Source organism: Heyndrickxia coagulans DSM 1 = ATCC 7050 (assembly GCF_000290615.1).
GTDB lineage: Bacteria > Bacillota > Bacilli > Bacillales > Bacillaceae_C > Weizmannia > Weizmannia coagulans.
In genome coordinates, this window is record NZ_ALAS01000205.1 from 123548 (window position 1) to 142485 (window position 18938).

Here is an 18938-nt window from a genome sequence, read left to right on the forward strand (position 1 = left end):
GCACAGGGGCCGGACTGCCTGCTGCGGCACTGCCTTTTTGCTGCAATCTGCCCTTGATCCGGCAGGCGGCATACTTTTATTGGATAACAAAGGAAGTAATATATACATTTACAACTTCGCCGTCCTGCATCATTTTATTTAACCGGTTTTTTATGTCTGTTTTAAACTTTTGCTTCCCCTGCTCAGATTGCAAATCCCGCATGTTCATATTTGACAGCTCGTCAATCATGATGTCTTTGATTTGGAAATCTCTTTTTGTCAGTTCTTCTTTTGCTTTCTTATCGTTTCCTTCAATTTTGATGGCAATCTGGACAATGTGGTTGTCTTTCAGATTGGTTGTCATCGTGTCAATGTCAACGGAAGAGTCGACAACTTCATCTATATTTGGCCCTGTTGCGTTTGTTGCTTCGTTCGACTTATAAATGACGCCAATGGTGATGATGCCGGCCAGTAAAATGACGGAAATCATCACAAGCATGATCCGCACCATTTTATTCATTCCGGCCCCTCCTCCCCGGCATTTCTTCCAAGCAAAGAAACAGCCCGGAAAAAGGCGGTCACTTTTTGCTCGATTTCTTTGCTCGACTCCCTGACAATATAGGCGTGGCCGTTTGTCAGGATGATTCTTGTATCCGGCATGCTTTCCACCGTTTCAATATGAATGGCGTTAATCCAGAATGCCCTGCCGTTTAATTTTGTCACTTCAATCACATTGTGCGGGCCGGGCGAAAAGCCCTGGCCCCCTTCCCCCTATCGTTTCAGATTGACAAGTTCCTGCAGAATTTCATCGGATGTCGTGATAATTCTTGTATTCGCCTGAAACCCGCGTTCTGCTACGATCATATTCGTCAACTCTTCCGACAGGTCGACATTGGACATTTCAAGATAGCCGGATTTGATCGTGCCTGCACCCTTCTGTCCCGGCTGGCTTACACCCGGCTGGCTTACTGTCACCTGGCCCGCATTGGAATTCGCAGTGGTGTATAAATTGCCGCCGGCTTTTGTCAACCCGGCAGGATTCTGGAAAGTGGCAATGCTGATTATTCCGATTGTATTGCCATCCTGATCGGAAATGGTTCCATCCGTTGCGACCGAAAAGCTTTTTACATTTGCTTTAAGGGTGATTGCTTGTCCATTTGTGCCCAGCACAGCAAAACCTTCTGAATTAACGAGCCTTCTGTTATTATCAAAGTAAAAATTGCCGGCACGCGTATAATACGTGTCATTTCCATCCCGTACCCTGAAGTATCCGTCCCCTGTAATCGCAAAGTCAAGGGGACGCCCCGTTGATTCCGGGCTTCCTGAAGTATCAACGGTATCAATTGAACCGATTTGGGACCCAAGGCCAACCTGCTGGGCGCTTGTGCCGGGCGTAGCGCTGACCAGCGTCTGGCTGATTGCATCTTTAAATGTCACACGCCCTTTTTTGTACCCGTAAGTATTCACATTTGCGATGTTGTTTCCGATGGTATCAAGTTCTGTTTGAAAGTTTTTCATGCCGCTTACACCTGAATATAATGAACGTAACATTGCATTAACCCCTCTCCATTTTTGTTTTCAGCTGCGTCTGTCATTCGGCAGCTGCGGCCTTCCTTCCGGTCCGGCCGGTGATTCTAAAATGATGGCGCCGTTAATATTGCTGAAAATTTGGGAACCGGCTTCACTCCGGTCCATTGCAGTAATCACTGTTGCATTTTTTGCGCTGACGATCAGCGCGGCATCATCTGCCAGGACCAGTGTCTCATCCAGCCCTTTTTTCTTTGCCTCCGCCACCTTTGCGCTGATCTGTTTCCAGGTGGAATCGTCCAGTTCAATCCCCCGTTCCTGCATCCTTTCGCCGGCATGTTTGCTGATTTTTAATGCGGCTGGTTCAGACTGCCCGGACAATGCCTGCTGCAAATAATCCGAAAAATGGCCGGTTTGGTTTTTTCCTTCGCCGGATTCTCGCGTTCCATTAAGAGAACGCACAGGCGCGGTTCGCTGCAATGGAATGGACGGATAGGATTGATCCATTCAATCACTTCCTAGTTTGCAATTTTCGTAAGCTGCCCGCTTGCGGCTTTTTTCCCGTTGTCAAGTGTAAAAACCAGGCTGCCGTTTTGGATGGCAACGGTACTGACCGAAGCTGTTTCTTCTTCTCCTGCATCATTTGTATAGGTCACTTTTTTCCCAATTAAATAGCTTGCCTGAATCAGTGCTGCTTCATTTGAAGTGCTGCTGTCTATCCCTGTCATATCGGAAAAACTGATTTTCGTCCCGTCATCCAGGGTGAAGGTGGCCGCATTGTCATCACCGAATGAAATGCCGGTAATCGTCCCGGTTCCCGACTTAATGGATGCCGTCCCGTCATCAGCTGTTTCGGTTTTTTTCCAGGAAACCGTTCTCCCGATATATTGTGTATACGCAATTTGCTGCGATTGCTGCGAAAGTTTGATCAGGTTGTCGATATCGTCTTTCAAATTCGTCATTTGCTCCAATGAGGAGAACTGCGCCATTTGCGATACAAATTGCGTGTCGTCCATCGGGTTGGTCGGGTCCTGGTTTTGAAGCTGGGCAATCAATATTTTCAAAAAAGCATTTTTATCCAGCGTCTTGCTTCCCGTACGCGTGCCGGAAGCTGTATTTTGATTGCTCAACAGCAGGCTCGGGTCAATAGAAGTCATGTCATTCACCTACGCTTCCGCATCAATCATATTGTTTTCCAACATGGCCGAAAAATGTCCCGCTTCCGGGTTTTCCCGCCGCTTTTGCTGCTGTTGCCGTTGTTCGCGGCCCCCGCTGTCCCCGGGCTGGCCGTGGGCTGTTTGCGCCGCTGTATCGCAGTATTCAACATCCATTTTTGTTAATTGGACCTGCTGGCCTGCCAAAGCATGTTTAAGCTGCTGCAGCTGGGAATCAAGCAAATCTTTTGCCGCACCGGTGTCTGTCAGGATTTTTGCTGCCAGTTTTCCATCCTGCTCAAGCAATTCAACGCGCAAAGAACCGAGGTTTTCAGGTTCAAGGCGGATCAACAGCCGGCTTGCGCCTTTATGGCTGGAATAGGCTGCCTTTTGAATGATATTGGCAAATTCCTGGACGAACTGCCGGTACGAAACCGAGTTGTGTTTTTCGCCGGTGTAAAGGACGAACTGTTCCACTTTGCCAGAGAGTGAAAATGCCGGGGCCGTATTGCCGTTCCCGTTTATTTCTTCTGCTGGTTGAAGATGGGTGCTGTTATGCGCAACGGGGCTTCGTTTACCGGTTTCCCATCCGTTTGCCATCCCATCTCCGGTACTATCGTTTCCGGATTGCCCTGTTTGCTGGATTTCCCGGGAAAAATTCGGCACGACATGCCGGCTGCTGTCTCCCGGTTTTCCGTTTTCCTGCTGGAGATCCGTATGCTGGCCCGGCACAGCAGCCTGCACCTCATCAACCGGTGTTTTTAGTAGCGGCTTGGGTCCACTGTCACTGCCAGGCTGCCCGGTATTTGCCTGCAGATGGGCGGCGCTCGTTTGCACAACGGGCCCATTATTTTGTAATGGCCCGCCAGTCCCGTTTTCATTTGGCGTATTGCCCCGGGTAACTGCTTTGCCATTTTGGGCATCCGCTCCTGAAGCACCCGCCTGCACCGGTTTTGCGGCCGGATACCCGGTGTTTTCATTCACGGCCACGGCTTCCTCTGCCATGCTGAACGGCGACCCTTCCTGCCGACGGGACAAGCGGCCATCCTTTGATAAGGCTTCCGCCAGTCCATTTTTATCCGTTTGCAGCGGCGCTGTTCCGGCGGTGCCCGTACCTGGAGCAGCCGGGTCGCTTTCTTCATTTGCCGGCGATGCCGCTTCCGTCATCTCCGGAACCGCCCTGTTTGCAGAAAACAGCCCGGTTTGAAGCAGCGCCCGGTTGCTTTCCTGCTCATTTTGCGCTGGCTTGGCACTATCCGGTCCGGAAGCCATTTCCTGCGCAGCGGCATTTGGGGATAAAGGAAGAGCAGACGCCTTTTTTAGCAGGGACGAATCCGCTTTTTCGTCGGTTAAATGCAAATAAGCCGTTTTTAATATTTCTTCTTTTACGACAACGCCCGGCTGTTGCGGTCCGCTTGAAACCGTCTGCCCCCCGTTTGCATCATCTGCTGAAACCGCCTTTAGAAAGCGGCCGATTTTTTCGGACAACCGGGATAATTGTTCCGTTGTCTGCATCATTTTGATTCCTACCGCTGTATTCCTGGGATACGTTTTTAGAACAGCACCTGCCTGTCCGAGCAATGTTTTCGCATCTTCAAGGCCGAGCTTTATTAAAGACGGGACCGGCATGGAGGCGAGCATTTGCGCCATATTCATGATAGCCGCCGCGGCATCGCCCGTTTCGATTGCCGTTTTTGTTTCTTGTATCATTTTTTTGCTATTTTCATCTTCAGCACCGGCAAACCGCACAATCCGATTGAAAAGGGCGGAAACGGCCTGCATATCAGCCTCTTCATCCCGGCTTCCATCTTCTGCAGCCTGTTCCGCTGCCCCGGCCTTTTCCGTTAAAACCGCCACAATCATTTGTTGAAGCTTTTGGCAAACATCCACTGCTTCCTGGTTTTCCGTCATCCGCCCGCTGTCCTGGCCGGCAAGGCTCAAAAGCTGAAAAAACCCGGATGGCTGCGTCTGAAGCGGCGCGCCAGCTGTTTGCGTGCCTGGCGGAGAAAATGGCATAAGTTGAAGAGCCGAATTAACGTTCATGTTTTTCACCTCCTTTCAAGTTTACCGGACGGCTTATGTTCCTGTACGCCCGAGCATTTGTGTATATTTTGCTGCTTTATCGGCGCTCATTTTTTCAAGGACGTTCGCCAGTGTCCCCGAACTGAGCTGGGAAAGGATTCCCGTTGCCTCCTGGTCGTTCATTTTTTGAATAATGGCAGCCGCGTTTTCCGGATTCATATTTTCATAGGTGCTTGCAATTTCTTTTAATTTTTTCTGGTTGGCTGCCTGTTGTTGCTGGGCTTTCTTTAGTTGTTGCTTCAGATCGGATACTGTCTGTTTCATTTTCAAATTGTTCTGCTGGCTTTTGTCCAGTTCGGATTGCAGCTTGCTGATTTCTTTGTCTTTTTCCGTCACTTGTTTTTGTAAAGAACGGATCTGGCTTTTATACTGCGTTTCGCTGAATGTGCCGCTTTGCTTCTGCCCTTTTTCGTTCCCGTCTGCGCCAAACATCCCGGTCACCTGATGGGCCAGGCCCGATGCTTTGCTGATGACATTGACGCCCGAGATGGTGGCGATAATGATCGCCATCGCTGTAGCAAACAGCAGCGGAATCAGAATCACATAGAAAAACCACTGCAGTTTGCCGCCTTTTTTTTCTTCTTCTGCTGTCTCGATTTCTTCCATTTTTTTGCGCATAACATCACCCGGTTTTCAGGCTTTAGTGGTAAAAAGTCTGGGTTGAAATTTCATCCGCCTGCTTTTCTTCCTGTAGCTTCAGTTTCATCAGAAAACGGCTGTAATCTTTGTCTTTCAGTTTTTCATATTTTTTGACTTCTATATTTTTCTCCTGCAGCTTCTGCTGGTGCCAGTTCATCCGGTTGCGTGCATTCATGACAAGGTTCTGGTAATAATGGATTGATTTTTCAATATCATCAATAAACCACCGGTAATGCCGGATTTCCTGGACGGAAAGGCCCGTTTTCATTTTCTCAGCCTGGCGGGCTTCCAGGTCCTCTTTCTTTTTCAAAAGCCCGTACAGCTCACGGGCCACATTTTCAAATGCCTGTACCGCATTTTTGTAAGCACTGAGCGCCTCGTCTTTTTCCTTTTCTCTGACATCAAGGATTTTCTCGAATTTATAATGATAATTCATGCCCACTCACCCGTTTCCGCAAGCCCGATTAAAGCCCTGATGCTGCTTTCCATGCTGCAGGTTTCGTCGGTGCTTTGCTTGATAAAAGAAACAATTTTCGGATAGCGTTCGATCGCTTCATCAATTTCTTTTGATGCACCCGGTTTATAAGCGCCGATATTGATCAGGTCTTCCGAATTCAAATAAGTGCTTAACTGTTCGCGGATCTTTTCCGCGGCTTTTTTGTGCGCGGGACTTGCAAGCTGGCTCATCAGCCGGCTGACGCTTTTTAAAATATTGATTGCCGGGTACTGCCCTTTATTTGCCAAATCCCTGTCCAAGACAAAATGCCCGTCTAAAATGCCGCGCACTGTATCGGCAATCGGTTCATTCATATCATCCCCGTCGACAAGCACGGTGTAAATGCCGGTAATCGTGCCGGATTCATTTGTACCGGTCCTTTCCAAAAGCTTCGGCAAAATCGCGAAAACGGAAGGAGTATATCCTTTTGTAGCCGGCGGTTCCCCCGTTGCCAGCCCGACTTCTCGCTGGGCCATCGCGACCCGGGTAACCGAGTCCATCATAAACATGACATTAAGGCCCCGGTCTCTGAAATATTCCGCAATCGCTGTTGCCGTATAGGCGCCTTTAATCCGCATCAATGCCGGCTGGTCGCTTGTTGCCACGACAACAATGGACTTTTTTAAACCTTCCGGGCCGAGGTCGTGCTCAATAAATTCCCTTACTTCTCTGCCCCGCTCCCCGATCAGGGCGATCACATTCAGGTCGGCATTTGTGTTGCGTGCAATCATGCCGAGCAGGGTGCTTTTGCCGACGCCGCTTCCGGCAAAAATGCCGATCCGCTGGCCTTTTCCAACCGTCAGCAAACTGTCGATCGCGCGGACGCCGAGCTCAATCGGTTCCCTGATCGGCGGGCGCTTGAGCGGGTTGGGCGGCGTCCGGTCGATCGGAATCGGTTTTAGGCCGGCGGGAAGCGGGGAATGGTCGAGCGGCATGCCCAGAGGGTCAATGACTTTTCCCAACAGCCGCGGGCCTGCTTTTACCTGCATGGGTTTCCCCGTTGCTTCCACAAGGCTGCCGGGAGAGATTTCCTGGATGTTCGTATAAGGCATTAAAATGACATTCTCGTCACGGAATCCGACAACTTCGGCAATGATTTTTTTCGCATTTTTTTTGTTGTCCACATGAATATAACAGATATCGCCGATGGAACTTTCCGGTCCGAGTGATTCGATCATTAACCCGATCACTCTTTTTACTTTTCCGTAATGTTTAAACGTCCCGATTGCGGGTATATAATTTAAGAGACCGGCTGCCTTCATTCCGCATCCTCCCCGATCAGTTCCAAAAGCTTTGCCTTAAGTTCCGACAGCTGGATGTCAATGCTTGCGTCAATCCTACCGCTGCCGCTTTCGATATAGACCTGGTACGGTTTAAGCGAATCATCCGGGTAGACATAGCATTTTGTATCGTTCGGGAAGAGGGCATCAAGTTCTTCCTTGTTATCCATCACAAAGGCGTATTGCCCCGGATGGATATGGAGATCGACTTCTTTATACCCGGCCGCTTCTTTTAACACGTTTTTTACGATGGAAAGCATTTTTTCGGGGGATGTTTCAAGCGTGTCATGCAAAATTTTTCCTGCTGCTTTCATCGCGAGTTCCAAAATATCTTTTTCCGATGCTGCCAAATGTTTTTTAAACGCCTCTTTGGAACGGTTGACGATGTCAATTGACTCGTTTAAATGGTTGCGGATGCTTTCAAACCCTTCCTTGCGGCCATCGGCATAACCGGCTTCAAACCCTTGGCGCTGTGCTTCTTCGGTGAGCTTTACTTTTTCCTGCTCCCACTGTTTTTTTTCTTCGGCAACTTGCCGGCGTACTGCTTCTGCTTCTTTTTGGCTGTCCAAAAGCAGGCGCTCTGCCTCGGTTTGATATTTTGCGAAAATATCCTCTTTCACAGCGGTTGCATCTCCCGTTTTTTCGGGCAAAGCAGGGAGCCGGCGCACGCTGATCACGCGCATTTTGGAAACAACACCTGCATTGTGCTTTGTTTTAATAATATTAGACAATGATGTCGTCGCCTCCGTTCCTCGCGATGATGATTTCACCGCTGTCTTCCAGCCTGCGGATAATGGACACAATTCTCGACTGGGCTTCTTCGACTTCACGCAGCCGTACCGGGCCCATATACTCCATTTCTTCTTTCATGGAATCGGCCATCCGTTGCGACATATTGCGGAAAATAATTTCTTTCACTTCGTCGCTTGAGACTTTCAGCGCAAGAAGCAGATCTTCATTTTCACATTCGCGGATGACGCGCTGAATGGAACGGTTGTCCAGGGTGACGATATCTTCGAATACAAACATCCGTTTCTTGATCTCTTCGGCAAGTTCGGGATCTTTCTGTTCCAGCGAGTCAAGGATCGTTTTCTCCGTCGTACGGTCGACCCCGTTCAGCACTTCGACAACAGAGTCCACCCCGCCTGTCTGCGTATAATCCTGCGTCACCGTCGCGGACAGCTTCCTTTCCAAAATCGCTTCCACTTCGTTGATAATTTCAGGGGATGTGCCTTCCATTAAGGCAATTCTTCTGGCAATGTCCCCCTGCATTTCAGGCGGAAGCTCGGAAAGGATCTGCCCGGCTTTTTCCGGATCCAGGTAGGACAAAATCAAGGCGATCGTCTGCGGGTGTTCATCCTGGATAAAATTCAGAATCTGGGCCGCATCTGCTTTTCTGGCAAAATCAAAAGGGCGCACCTGCAGCGATGAAGTCAGCCGGTTGATGATGGATGTCGCCTGTTCCGGGCCAAGCGCTTTTTCGAGAACCATTTTGGCGTAACCGATCCCGCCCTGGGTAATATAGTCCTGTGCCAAAGCAATATGGTGAAATTCGGTCAGCACTCTTTCCTTCGTTTCATTGTCGACTTTTCTGACGCCTGAGATTTCCAGCGTCAGTTTTTCGATTTCTTCTTCCGTTAAGTGTTTGTAGACGGATGCCGATACGTCCGGGCCGAGAGAAATCAGGAGAACGGCTGCTTTTTCTTTGCCGGATAATGTTTTTTCTTTACTTGCCATCTTGTCTCCCTCCTATTCTTCGGAAAGCCATGACCGCAATAGTTTTGCAAACTCATCCGGTTTTTCCTTTGCCATTTTTTCAAGCTGCTTCCGCCTTGCTGTAGCGTCGTTTTCCTGTTCCTCATTTACGTCCGGAATACGGGGCGGTGCCGTTTTTTCCGGCGTTTCTACCACCATCTCTTCTTCAGCCTCCGAAGCGGCCCGCCGTCTGTTCCGGATCATGAGGAAGATGAGCACGGCAATCACGAGAAGCAAACCTCCGCCAATCGCGTATACCCACCACGGGATTGAAGCTTTTTCCGCCTTCTCCGGCGCATTGGCTGCAAACGGCTGGACGGAAACCGCGATTTTATCGGCAACCGTTCGATTGGTCAGCCTTGTGCCGCTTGACTTGTCAATCGACGTTCTGACAATCGTAGAAAGCATCGATTTAATATCTTTTAACCGGGAAGCGGGCAAGGAAGAGCGTTTTGTTCTGACCGGCGGCTCGACCATGACTTCTATGCCGAGATCGCGGATTTTGTACGGGCTCTCTGTAATTTTCCGTTTAATCCGGTTTACTTCGTAGTTGATCGTGTCGCTTGTTTTGGAATACGTCCCGTTCCCGTTCGACCCGGATACATAGGAAGAGCCGACAGAATCCGTGCTGCCTGATGGCGTTCCGGCTGCTGCGCCGGTACCCTTGTATGTTTCCTGGATTTTTTTTGCGCTGATTTCAATGCCTTTCATATTCGTCTTATCAACCGGTTCAACGAGATCTTCCTCGCGTTTTTCCTGTGTAAAATCGATATCCGCTGTAACGGTGACAACCGCTTTTCCTGCACCCATCAGCGTGGAAAGCATCGTTTGCACCTGCTGCTGGATGTCCCGTTCGATTTGTTTTTTGATCGCCTGCTGCTGTGTATAAGCATTTCCGGAAGAACTTGAAGAATTTATGTCATAGTACTCAAAATTCTGGTTCATAATGACGATATTATCAGTAGGAAGATTCGGAACGCTTTTCGAAACAAGGTTGTAAACGGCTTTTATCTGGTTTTGGTCCAACTCATAACCGGGTTTTAACGTCAGGACAACCGATGCGGAAGCTTTTGCCTGGCTGTCGGCTACGAAGACACTTTGGTTCGGCAGATTGATCATCACCTTTGCTTTTTCGACGCCGTCCATCTGTTCAATCAGATTCTCCAGTTCCGTCTGCATCGCATCGAGCTTTACGACGTTAAATTCATTGTCTGTCATCCCGAATTTTGCATTCTGGCTGAAAAAGGAATAGTCGATGCTGCCGGTCTTTGGCAGCCCTTTTGCAGCCAATGTGACTTTCAAATCGTCCACCCGGTCTTCAGGCACTTCGATCGTTTTGCCGCCGTCCGTGATTTTGGACGGAACGCCTTCCTGGTCTAGTTCATCCTTGATGGATCCTGTTTCGGAGACATCCAGCCCGCTGTAGAGCGGCGCGTATTTTGTTTTCGTCATAAAATAAGTGATTCCGGCAGCAAGTACCAGCATAAGGGCAACGGCGGATATGCCGATTGTTTTCTGCTTCTTGCTCCTGCTTTTCCAAAACCCTTTCAGGTTTTGAAAAGATTGTTTTAACTTTTCATTCATCATTATCCCCCGGGATAAAAAATTCACGGTGTTTCATAAATAGAATAATTGGACAGCAAACAACGAACGTTCCGGCATCCTTTCCGCCTGATGGCAGGTGGAAAGGATCCGGGCGCTATGACCGGGAAACGGCTTTATGTGTACCGGATCAGAACGTTATACTTGCATCTGCATCATTTCTTTATAGCCTTCGACTGCTTTGTTTCTGACTTCCAGTGCCGCCTGCATCGAAAGGTTTGCTTTTTGCACGGCGACCATCACCTGGTACAGGTCCACATTTTCGCCGTTCGATAGTTTTGTGATCATATTGTCGGAATTGTTCTGCTGTTTGTTCAGTTCATTGACAGACTGCTTCAGCAAGTCCGAAAATGAAACGGAGCCGTTCGCGGACGGAGCGGTGCCCGCCGGTTTTGGCGACAGCCCGCTGAAACTTGCGGACGGCATCTGGCTGATTTGTTGGATAGCCACATCATTCGCCTCCTTTCACGCGCGGAATTTTCCCTGTTACTGCCCGAGTTCGAGCGTCTTCATCAGCATCGCTTTGGAAGCATTCAACGCTGTGACATTGGCTTCATACGAACGGGTGGCGCTGATCATACCAGTCATTTCCGTTAAGAGATCCACATTTGGTTTTGTCACATATCCATTCGCATCTGCATCCGGATCATCCGGATTGTATTCTTTTTTAAAATCGCTGTTATCTTCGACAATGCCGGCCACCTGGACGCCGGAACCGGCACCCTGCATTCCGAGTTTCGAACGAAATATGGAGGCAAAAGAACCGCCTCCTGCAGCAAGCACCACTTCTTTCCGGCGGTATGGCTGCCATTTCCCGTTTACATATGTATCTCTTGTTGTATCGGCGTTCGCAATATTGGAAGAGATGACATCCATCCGTAAACGCTGTGCCGATAAGGCTTCAGAAGAAATGTTCATTCCGGTGAACATGGACATCTTACTGACCTCCTCTCACGACATTTAATAAGGATGAAAGCTTTCCTTTTTCCAGCTCAATCAGAGCCTCGTAATAAATCTGGTTGCTGGCAAGGTTCGCCATTTCAGTATCGATGTCAACACTGTTGCCGTTGCTGTTGTAAGTGGTGCCGGATTCCGTCACAATTTCCGGGTTTGAATCCCCGGCGGAAAAACGGAAGTGCCGGGGGTCTGTCCGGTTTGCTGATAGGGCATTGACCGAATCCTCCAGCACATTTTTGAAACTGACATCCTGCGCCTTATAATTTGGTGTGTCCGCATTGGCAATATTGTTTGAAATCACTTTCTGCCGGAGCGAAGCATACTGCAATGCATGCTCAAGCGACCGTAACGCAGTGGAAGAGAGACTCATCAATGGACACCTCATTACATAAACTTGACATTTTTTTCTTTTATACGACAAATTGTTTGCTATTTTTTATTTTAATTGTTTCATAACGGGCTGTAAATGAACATATTTTTAAATCACAAAAAAATTTTTTGAAAGTGGGACTTTCGGATTAATCCATTCTTCCCGCCTTGTGAAAAAGGCGCAAAAAAATTTTTCAAGTGCCTTGATGCGCCCGGGGTTGCAAAAATTTACAATTACTGGGAAACACTATTGGCAGGCCGGATTTCCTTAAACTTTATAAATATCCAGATATTAGTATTTGTTCGTTTTTCTGGTAAATTAAACAGCAATAAAAAAAGGATACGAATCGTATCCTTTTTTGACGCAAATTCCGGAAAGCTTATCCGTCAGTTGGAACGGACTTTTTCAAGTTCAACGAGGAATTTGTTATTCAATACTTTGATATAGGTCCCTTTCATGCCAAGGGAACGGGATTCAATGACGCCTGCGCTCTCCAGTTTACGTAGCGCGTTCACGATGACAGAGCGGGTAATGCCGACGCGGTCCGCAATTTTGGACGCGACAAGCAGGCCTTCCTTCCCGTTTAATTCTTCAAAGATATGTTCAATGGCTTCCAGCTCGCTGTAGGACAAAGAACTGATGGCCATTTGCACGACTGCTTTGCTGCGTGCTTCTTCTTCAATTTCTTCTGTTTTTTCACGGAGGATTTCCATGCCGACAACCGTCGCGCTGTATTCTGCCAGGACAAGATCTTCTTCGTCGAATTCCCGCTCAAGACGGGCCAGAATTAACGTACCGATTCTTTCCCCGCCGCCGACGATTGGAACAATCGTTGTCAGGCCTTTTTCAAACAGGTCTTTGTTTTCAATCGGAAATGCCGTGTACTCACTTTCAATCGTCAAATTGGATGAGGTTTCCGTAATGTTAAACAGGCTGTTCGTGTATTCTTCCGGAAACTGGCGGTCTTCAAACATTTGTTTCATCCGCTCGTTTTCAATTTTCTGATTGATGGCCAGGCCGAGTAATTTCCCGCGGCGGCTGACGATGTAAATATTGGCTTCAATCACATCGCTCAGCGTTTCCGCCATTTCTTTAAAATTCACCGGACGTCCGGCTGCTTTTTGCAACATCGAATTAATTTTCCTTGTTTTATCTAACAAACTCATTTCCATTCCTCCTAGATTGATTCGGTATTTGAACTGCATTGAATTGCCGGGACCTGCCGCAAAATGAGCAAAAAGCCTTCATCACACGTCTACCCTTATCCGATTTTTCAAAACGGTTATAAAATATACTGGCTTAAATCTTTGTTCTGTGAGATCGCGCCGAGCTTTTCGTCCACATACTGCGGGGTGATGGACACCTTTTCCAAATGGATGTCCGGTGCTTCGAAAGAAAGATCTTCGAGCAGTTTTTCCATGATGGTATGAAGTCTTCTCGCCCCGATATTATCGGTATTTTGGTTCACTTCAAAAGCAATTTCAGCAATTCTGGTAATAGCTTCGTCAGAAAATTCTATTTGTATACCTTCTGTTTCCAATAATGCAATATATTGTTTCACCAGGGCATTATCCGGTTCGACAAGAATTTTGACAAAGTCCTCAACAGTCAGTTTTTCAAGCTCCACTCTGATCGGAAAACGCCCTTGCAGTTCGGGGATCAGATCGGACGGTTTTGCCATATGGAAAGCGCCGGCAGCAATAAACAAAATATAATCCGTTTTAATGGAGCCGTATTTTGTGACAACCGTCGAACCTTCGACAATCGGCAGAATATCCCGCTGGACGCCTTCCCTCGATACGTCCGCCTGGGATCCGCTCCCGTTTTTGGAGGCGATTTTGTCGATTTCATCAATGAAGATAATGCCGGTTTGTTCCGCCCGGAAAATGGCTTCCTGGGTCACTTCGTCCATGTCGATCAGTTTCTGTGCCTCATCCTGCGCAAGCACTTTTCTTGCTTCCCTGACTGGCAATTTCCGCCGTTTCGTTTTTTTCGGCAGCAGATTGCCAAGCGCGTCCTGCACACTCATGCCCATTTGTTCCATGCCGGAACCCTGGAACAAATCAAACATGGACGGGGCCTGCTCTTCCACTTCCACGGTAACCGGCTCACCTTCCAGTTCACCGTTTAAGAGTTTTTCCCGTATACGCTGTTTCTGCTCCCTTTTGGAGTACTCCTCCTCCTCTTCATCCGGTGCCGTGTCCTGCTGCCCGCCGCCGCCAAAAATCATTTCAAACGGGTTTTTGAAATTCCCCTGCTTCTTCCGCGACGGGACAAGCAAATCGACGAGGCGCTCATTTGCATTTTTCTCCGCCTGATCGCGCACGCCGTTCATTTTTTCTTCTTTTACAAGCCGGACAGCCGTCTCGACAAGGTCGCGTACCATCGACTCCACATCCCGGCCGACATATCCGACTTCCGTAAACTTCGTGGCTTCCACTTTGACGAACGGGGCACCGACAAGCCGCGCCATTCTTCTTGCGATTTCCGTCTTTCCGACACCGGTCGGCCCGATCATCAAAATGTTTTTAGGAATAATTTCTTCCCGCATTTTTTCAGACAACAGACTTCTTCTGTAACGGTTCCTGAGCGCCACGGCAACTGCCCGCTTCGCTTCTTTCTGGCCGACAATATACTGGTCCAGGCGCTCAACAATCTGCCTTGGTGTCAAACTGTTTGTTTTTCTAAACGTGTTGGCCAATCCGCTCACTCCTTTATGGAAATATACCGGTATCGGCTGCCCATTCCGCTTATAACTCTTCCACGATAATGTTTGAATTTGTAAATACACAAATTTCAGATGCGATTTCAAGGGAAGCCCGCGCAATTTCTTTTGCGGTAAAGTTTTCTGCCGCATGCCGTTTCAGTGCGCGGCCGGCAGCGAGCGCGTAATTGCCGCCCGAGCCGATGGCGAGGATGCCGTCATCCGGTTCAATGACTTCCCCCGTTCCCGAGACAAGCAGTAAATTGTTTTCATCCATGACAATCAGCATCGCTTCGAGCTTTCGGAGCACTTTATCGCTTCTCCACATTTTGGCCAGTTCCACTGCTGCACGCGTCAGGTTGCCATTATATTCCTGCAGTTTTCCTTCAAACATCTCGGAAAGCGTAAAAGCATCCGCAACTGAGCCCGCAAAACCGGCCAGCACTTTTCCGTTAAACAGCCGGCGGACTTTTTTGGCCGTGTTTTTCATCACGACGGCGTTTCCGAGCGTCACCTGCCCGTCTCCTGCCATTGCGCTTTTCCCGTTATGGCGGATGGCAAATATTGTGGTTGCGTGAAAATCACCCATATCAGCACCTCCTATGTAATCAAAGCGAACCGCCTTGCATTGCTATGCTCTCGGGTGGTAAGCCATATAGGTTTTCCGCAAATGCTCCTTGGTTACATGTGTGTAGACTTGCGTGGAAGACAAGCTTTCATGCCCAAGAAGGTCTTGTACTGTGCGCAAATCAGCCCCGTGGTTCAGCAAATGGGTTGCAAATGTGTGCCGCAACATATGGGGATGAATTTTTCCGGTCAGTGCCGCTTTTTTGATCATTTCATTTAAAATATAGCGGACACCTTTATCGGTCAATGCGCCGCCGCGTGCATTTACAAATAAATAGGAATGGTCTTCTTTGCCGCGCATCAACGTTTTCCGTGCATGCGCCATATAATCCGAAACGGCTTCCCCTGCAAAATGGCCGAACAGCACGATCCGTTCTTTTTTTCCTTTCCCTTTTACATGGATCGTCTCGAATTCAAAATCAATATCCTGCAACCGGATATTGACGCACTCGCTCACGCGGATGCCGGTCGCATACAGGATTTCGAGCAAAGCGCGGTTGCGCCGGGACAATGCATCATCCCCTTCACATGCCGCAAATAGTTGCTCCATTTCTTCCTCATAAAAAAATTTGGGCAGACGCTTATGTTGTTTCGGCTGTGATAAAAGTGCGAAGGGATTTTCCTTGACAATCTGCTCCCGCATCAGGAATTTGAAAAAACTGCGAATGCTGGATATTTTCCGTGCTACCGTGGCGCGGCTGTACCCATGTTCATGCAACGTTGTCAAATACAGCCTCCCCGCCGGATACCCCACCTCGTCTAGCGAGGCGATCCCCTGTGCGGTTAAAAACACAAAAAAATCCTCCAGATCCAGACGGTAAAATTTGATTGTATATGCGGAATAGTTTTTTTCCACTTGCATGTATTCCATAAAAGAAAGCAAATAGCCGGACAGTTCGCCGTTCATCTGTTTAACACCTCACATGTGCGGGGAAACGGGCCTGCTTTACTCCACCCTTCACATTGATGGATCACAGGGGCTTTCCGGGTTATTGCCATTTTTTCCGGCCCGGCAAGGCGGCCCGGACAAACCCGCCAGCCGGCATTTTTGCGCCGGGCCGGGTGTCCGTCATCCCCGGCTTGTGCCAACCGAATGCCGTCTCCCGCCGGCACATATGCTTTCAAGCCGGGAGACGGCATTCGGAAATCCGGTTAAATCATAACACATTTCCGGATCGGATTGCAACGAATGTTACATATTTTTCATAAATTTTTGAATTGTCCTCTTGACTGGCGCTTCCTACCCGTGAAAAGCCGGGAATGCCGTTTACTGAAAAGCTTTTGGACGGTGCCGCCAACGATTCGGGAAATCTGTCGTTTTTTGTCGCAACTGCCCTTTAAGCATTTTACACCAGCTGCTGCAAGAAGTAAAAGAATAAGTTGTATTTTCTCGTAAAAATGTAAATATTCATTTTCATCAGCCCGAAATTTGCCGCCCGCTCCGCGCAAGGCTGTAAAGTTCCGGCATGGCCCAATCATTATTCCACCGACTGCTCTTTATAATCACAATGCACGCACTGGATTTGCGTCCCTTTTTTCAGTTTTTTCTCAACAAGCATGTCGCCGCACTTCGGGCACTTCCTGCCAACCGGCTTATCCCATGAGACAAAATCGCATTCCGGATAACGGTCGCACCCGTAGAAAATGCGGTTTTTCTTTGTTTTCCGCTCAATGATTTCGCCTTTGCCGCATTTCGGGCAAGTGACACCGATTTTTTTAACGATTGGTTTCGTATTGCGGCAGTCAGGAAAATTGCTGCAAGCCATAAACTTGCCGTAACGCCCCATTTTATACACCATCGGGCTTCCGCACAGCTCGCACATTTCCCCCGTTTCTTCATCTTTGATCTCGATTTTCTCCATTTCGTTTTCCGCTTTTTTCAGGCGGGCTTCGAAATTTTGATAAAACGCATCAATGACTTGGACCCATGGCACTTTTCCTTCTTCAATTTCATCCAGGTCTTTTTCCATATCAGCGGTGAATTCGACATCTATGATTTCGGGGAAAAATTCCCGGATCAGTTCGAGCACGATTTCGCCGAGCTCTGTCGGGACAAACCGCTTATTTTCAAGTGCCACATAGCCGCGCTTTTGGATTGTATCCAATGTCGGCGCATAGGTGGACGGCCTCCCGATTCCAAGTTCTTCCAGTGTTTTGACAAGCCGGGCTTCGGTATAGCGTGGCGGCGGCTGGGTGAAATGCTGTTTCGGTTCGATCGACTCGGAGTGGACAACATCCCCTTCTTCGAGATGCGGCAAATAACGTTCGCCTTCTTCCTGCTGGTCGTCGGAACCTTCCACATACACTTTCATAAAGCCCGGAAACTGGATTTTTGAACCGGAAGCCCGGAACAAGACTGTGCCGTTTGCCAGCGTGGCACTCATCGTATCCAGTATCGCAGGGGCCATCTGGCTGGCCATAAAGCGTTCCCAAATCAATTTGTACAGCTTATACTGGTCTCTGCTTAAAAAGGACTTGAGCGAACCCGGGTCCCGGAAAATGCTTGTTGGCCGGATCCCTTCGTGCGCATCCTGGGCATTTGCCTGCTTTTTCTCTTTTCTTTCTTCCTGGCGCAAATAGTTTTCCCCGAATTTTTCCTGAATATATTGATTGGCTTCTGTTTTTGCGACATCCGAAATCCGAGTCGAGTCTGTTCTCATATACGTGATCAGCCCGACAGTGCCTTCTTTTCCAAGGTCGATGCCTTCATACAGCTGCTGGGCCACCATCATTGTTTTTTTCGCCCTGAAGTTCAGTTTCCGGGCGGCTTCCTGTTGCAGGGAAGAAGTCGTAAACGGCGGTGCCGGATTCCGTTTCTTCTCTTTGTGCGTGACGGAAGAAACCTGGAACTTGTCGCTTTTCAGCAGGCCGGTAATTTTTTTCACATCCGCTTCTGACTTCAGCTGCATTTTTTTTCCGTCCACACCGTAAAAAGATGCCTGGAACGTGTCTTTCCCTTTTTTAAAGGATCCGGCAATTGTCCAGTACTCTTCCGGCACAAACGATTTGATTTCATTTTCCCGGTCAATGATGAGGCGGACGGCAACGGACTGTACCCTGCCCGCACTCAAACCTTTTTTCACTTTCTTCCATAAAAGCGGGCTGATGTTATAACCGACGAGGCGGTCCAAAATCCGCCTTGCCTGCTGGGCGTCGACAAGGTCCATATTGATCGGGCGCGGATGTTTAAATGATTCTTTGATCGCGTCCTTTGTAATTTCATTAAATACGACGCGGCAGTCCGAATGCACATCCAGATTCAGACTGTTGGCGAGATGCCAGGCAATCGCTTCCCCTTCGCGGTCAGGGTCGGCGGCAAGATAGACTTTTTTAGCTTTTTTGGCCGCGTTTTTCAAATCTTTTAAGACTGGCCCCTTGCCCCTGATTGTAATGTACTTCGGTGTAAAATGGTCGTCCACATCCACCCCCATTTGGCTTTTCGGCAAGTCGCGCACATGCCCCATGGAAGCTTTCACTCTATATTTTTTTCCCAAATATTTTTCAATCGTTTTCGCTTTTGCAGGTGATTCTACAATCACTAAGTAGTCTGACATTCAAAAATCCTCCCTGGAGAGCTTATACCCTCTCTTTGCAGCAACTTTGCTTTCATTTTTCAAACAAAATCATCTGTAATTATGGGCATGGATACCCGCATTTGTCAATTGTAACAGCACGGATGTATGTGTCAAGTTTTTCTCGACAAGGTTTAAATATCGGGTATTCCAAGACACTCTTTTTGTACACTTTCGGCTACCGTGCTTTACTT

General features: G+C 48.4%; 20 protein-coding genes. All 20 read right to left on the minus strand.

Annotation, left to right across the window (positions count from 1 at the left end; all coding sequences use genetic code 11):
* Positions 1 to 76: 76 nt before the first annotated feature.
* Positions 77 to 499, minus strand: coding sequence for a flagellar basal body-associated protein FliL (gene fliL / locus IC21_RS10855; RefSeq protein WP_017554477.1), 423 nt, complete (start codon positions 497 to 499; stop codon positions 77 to 79).
* Positions 496 to 711 (minus strand): flagellar FlbD family protein, encoded by a 216-nt coding sequence (locus IC21_RS10860; RefSeq protein ID WP_017554476.1) that lies wholly within the window; start codon positions 709 to 711, stop codon positions 496 to 498. The genes fliL and IC21_RS10860 overlap by 4 nt, the downstream gene beginning before the upstream one ends.
* A gap of 39 nt (positions 712 to 750) precedes the next feature.
* Positions 751 to 1530 carry a flagellar basal body rod protein FlgG gene (gene flgG / locus IC21_RS10865; RefSeq protein WP_029141574.1) on the minus strand — a complete coding sequence of 260 codons (780 nt, stop codon included), beginning with the start codon at positions 1528 to 1530 and terminating at the stop codon, positions 751 to 753.
* 27 nt (positions 1531 to 1557) lie between these two features.
* Positions 1558 to 2013, minus strand: a complete 456-nt coding sequence (locus IC21_RS10870; RefSeq protein ID WP_029141575.1) for a TIGR02530 family flagellar biosynthesis protein — start codon at positions 2011 to 2013, stop codon at positions 1558 to 1560.
* Positions 2014 to 2024: 11 nt separating this feature from the next.
* Positions 2025 to 2663: a flagellar hook assembly protein FlgD gene (gene flgD, locus IC21_RS10875; protein WP_029141576.1), complete on the minus strand. Its 639-nt coding sequence runs from the start codon at positions 2661 to 2663 to the stop codon at positions 2025 to 2027.
* Between the two features lie 9 nt (positions 2664 to 2672).
* Positions 2673 to 4703, minus strand: coding sequence for a flagellar hook-length control protein FliK (locus IC21_RS10880; RefSeq protein ID WP_029141577.1), 2031 nt, complete (start codon positions 4701 to 4703; stop codon positions 2673 to 2675).
* 33 nt (positions 4704 to 4736) lie between these two features.
* Entirely contained in the window at positions 4737 to 5360 is a 624-nt protein-coding gene (locus tag IC21_RS10885; protein WP_029141578.1) for a MotE family protein, read from the minus strand.
* A gap of 22 nt (positions 5361 to 5382) precedes the next feature.
* Positions 5383 to 5817 (minus strand): flagellar export protein FliJ, encoded by a 435-nt coding sequence (fliJ, locus tag IC21_RS10890; RefSeq protein ID WP_029141579.1) that lies wholly within the window; start codon positions 5815 to 5817, stop codon positions 5383 to 5385.
* The gene (gene fliI / locus IC21_RS10895; protein WP_029141580.1) at positions 5814 to 7139 is read right to left on the minus strand and encodes a flagellar protein export ATPase FliI; all 1326 of its coding nucleotides are present in this window, start codon (positions 7137 to 7139) and stop codon (positions 5814 to 5816) included. The genes fliJ and fliI overlap by 4 nt, the downstream gene beginning before the upstream one ends.
* Positions 7136 to 7888 (minus strand): flagellar assembly protein FliH, encoded by a 753-nt coding sequence (gene fliH, locus IC21_RS10900; protein ID WP_029141581.1) that lies wholly within the window; start codon positions 7886 to 7888, stop codon positions 7136 to 7138. Before fliH ends, fliI begins: the two co-directional genes overlap by 4 nt.
* Positions 7881 to 8894: a flagellar motor switch protein FliG gene (gene fliG / locus IC21_RS10905; RefSeq protein WP_017554468.1), complete on the minus strand. Its 1014-nt coding sequence runs from the start codon at positions 8892 to 8894 to the stop codon at positions 7881 to 7883. The genes fliH and fliG overlap by 8 nt, the downstream gene beginning before the upstream one ends.
* A 12-nt stretch (positions 8895 to 8906) precedes the next feature.
* Positions 8907 to 10496, minus strand: a complete 1590-nt coding sequence (gene fliF, locus IC21_RS10910) for a flagellar basal-body MS-ring/collar protein FliF (RefSeq protein ID WP_029141582.1) — start codon at positions 10494 to 10496, stop codon at positions 8907 to 8909.
* A 156-nt stretch (positions 10497 to 10652) separates the two neighbouring features.
* Entirely contained in the window at positions 10653 to 10964 is a 312-nt protein-coding gene (gene fliE / locus IC21_RS10915) for a flagellar hook-basal body complex protein FliE (protein WP_019721085.1), read from the minus strand.
* Between the two features lie 36 nt (positions 10965 to 11000).
* A complete protein-coding gene (flgC, locus tag IC21_RS10920) occupies positions 11001 to 11450 on the minus strand; it encodes a flagellar basal body rod protein FlgC (protein WP_013859084.1) in 450 nt (149 codons plus the stop codon).
* 1 nt (position 11451) lies between these two features.
* Positions 11452 to 11841 carry a flagellar basal body rod protein FlgB gene (gene flgB / locus IC21_RS10925; protein ID WP_029141583.1) on the minus strand — a complete coding sequence of 130 codons (390 nt, stop codon included), beginning with the start codon at positions 11839 to 11841 and terminating at the stop codon, positions 11452 to 11454.
* Positions 11842 to 12227: 386 nt separating this feature from the next.
* Positions 12228 to 13007, minus strand: a complete 780-nt coding sequence (gene codY / locus IC21_RS10930; protein ID WP_029141584.1) for a GTP-sensing pleiotropic transcriptional regulator CodY — start codon at positions 13005 to 13007, stop codon at positions 12228 to 12230.
* Positions 13008 to 13123: 116 nt separating this feature from the next.
* Positions 13124 to 14542, minus strand: a complete 1419-nt coding sequence (gene hslU / locus IC21_RS10935) for an ATP-dependent protease ATPase subunit HslU (protein ID WP_013859081.1) — start codon at positions 14540 to 14542, stop codon at positions 13124 to 13126.
* 49 nt (positions 14543 to 14591) lie between these two features.
* Positions 14592 to 15134: an ATP-dependent protease subunit HslV gene (gene hslV / locus IC21_RS10940; RefSeq protein WP_019722029.1), complete on the minus strand. Its 543-nt coding sequence runs from the start codon at positions 15132 to 15134 to the stop codon at positions 14592 to 14594.
* 42 nt (positions 15135 to 15176) lie between these two features.
* Positions 15177 to 16079 (minus strand): tyrosine recombinase XerC, encoded by a 903-nt coding sequence (gene xerC, locus IC21_RS10945; RefSeq protein WP_017554460.1) that lies wholly within the window; start codon positions 16077 to 16079, stop codon positions 15177 to 15179.
* Positions 16080 to 16650: 571 nt separating this feature from the next.
* Positions 16651 to 18726 carry a type I DNA topoisomerase gene (gene topA / locus IC21_RS10955; RefSeq protein ID WP_029141585.1) on the minus strand — a complete coding sequence of 692 codons (2076 nt, stop codon included), beginning with the start codon at positions 18724 to 18726 and terminating at the stop codon, positions 16651 to 16653.
* Between the last annotated feature and the right edge of the window lie 212 nt (positions 18727 to 18938).

Coding starts and splice junctions, on each gene's coding strand:
- fliL (WP_017554477.1), bottom strand. CDS start 499: ATGAATAAAATGGTGCGGATCATGCTTGTGATGATTTCCGTCATTTTA.
- flgG (WP_029141574.1), bottom strand. CDS start 1,530: ATGTTACGTTCATTATATTCAGGTGTAAGCGGCATGAAAAACTTTCAA.
- IC21_RS10870 (WP_029141575.1), bottom strand. CDS start 2,013: ATGGATCAATCCTATCCGTCCATTCCATTGCAGCGAACCGCGCCTGTG.
- flgD (WP_029141576.1), bottom strand. CDS start 2,663: ATGACTTCTATTGACCCGAGCCTGCTGTTGAGCAATCAAAATACAGCT.
- IC21_RS10880 (WP_029141577.1), bottom strand. CDS start 4,703: ATGAACGTTAATTCGGCTCTTCAACTTATGCCATTTTCTCCGCCAGGC.
- IC21_RS10885 (WP_029141578.1), bottom strand. CDS start 5,360: ATGCGCAAAAAAATGGAAGAAATCGAGACAGCAGAAGAAGAAAAAAAA.
- fliJ (WP_029141579.1), bottom strand. CDS start 5,817: ATGAATTATCATTATAAATTCGAGAAAATCCTTGATGTCAGAGAAAAG.
- fliI (WP_029141580.1), bottom strand. CDS start 7,139: ATGAAGGCAGCCGGTCTCTTAAATTATATACCCGCAATCGGGACGTTT.
- fliG (WP_017554468.1), bottom strand. CDS start 8,894: ATGGCAAGTAAAGAAAAAACATTATCCGGCAAAGAAAAAGCAGCCGTT.
- fliF (WP_029141582.1), bottom strand. CDS start 10,496: ATGAATGAAAAGTTAAAACAATCTTTTCAAAACCTGAAAGGGTTTTGG.
- flgC (WP_013859084.1), bottom strand. CDS start 11,450: ATGTCCATGTTCACCGGAATGAACATTTCTTCTGAAGCCTTATCGGCA.
- flgB (WP_029141583.1), bottom strand. CDS start 11,841: ATGAGTCTCTCTTCCACTGCGTTACGGTCGCTTGAGCATGCATTGCAG.
- codY (WP_029141584.1), bottom strand. CDS start 13,007: ATGAGTTTGTTAGATAAAACAAGGAAAATTAATTCGATGTTGCAAAAA.
- hslV (WP_019722029.1), bottom strand. CDS start 15,134: ATGGGTGATTTTCACGCAACCACAATATTTGCCATCCGCCATAACGGG.
- xerC (WP_017554460.1), bottom strand. CDS start 16,079: ATGAACGGCGAACTGTCCGGCTATTTGCTTTCTTTTATGGAATACATG.
- topA (WP_029141585.1), bottom strand. CDS start 18,726: ATGTCAGACTACTTAGTGATTGTAGAATCACCTGCAAAAGCGAAAACG.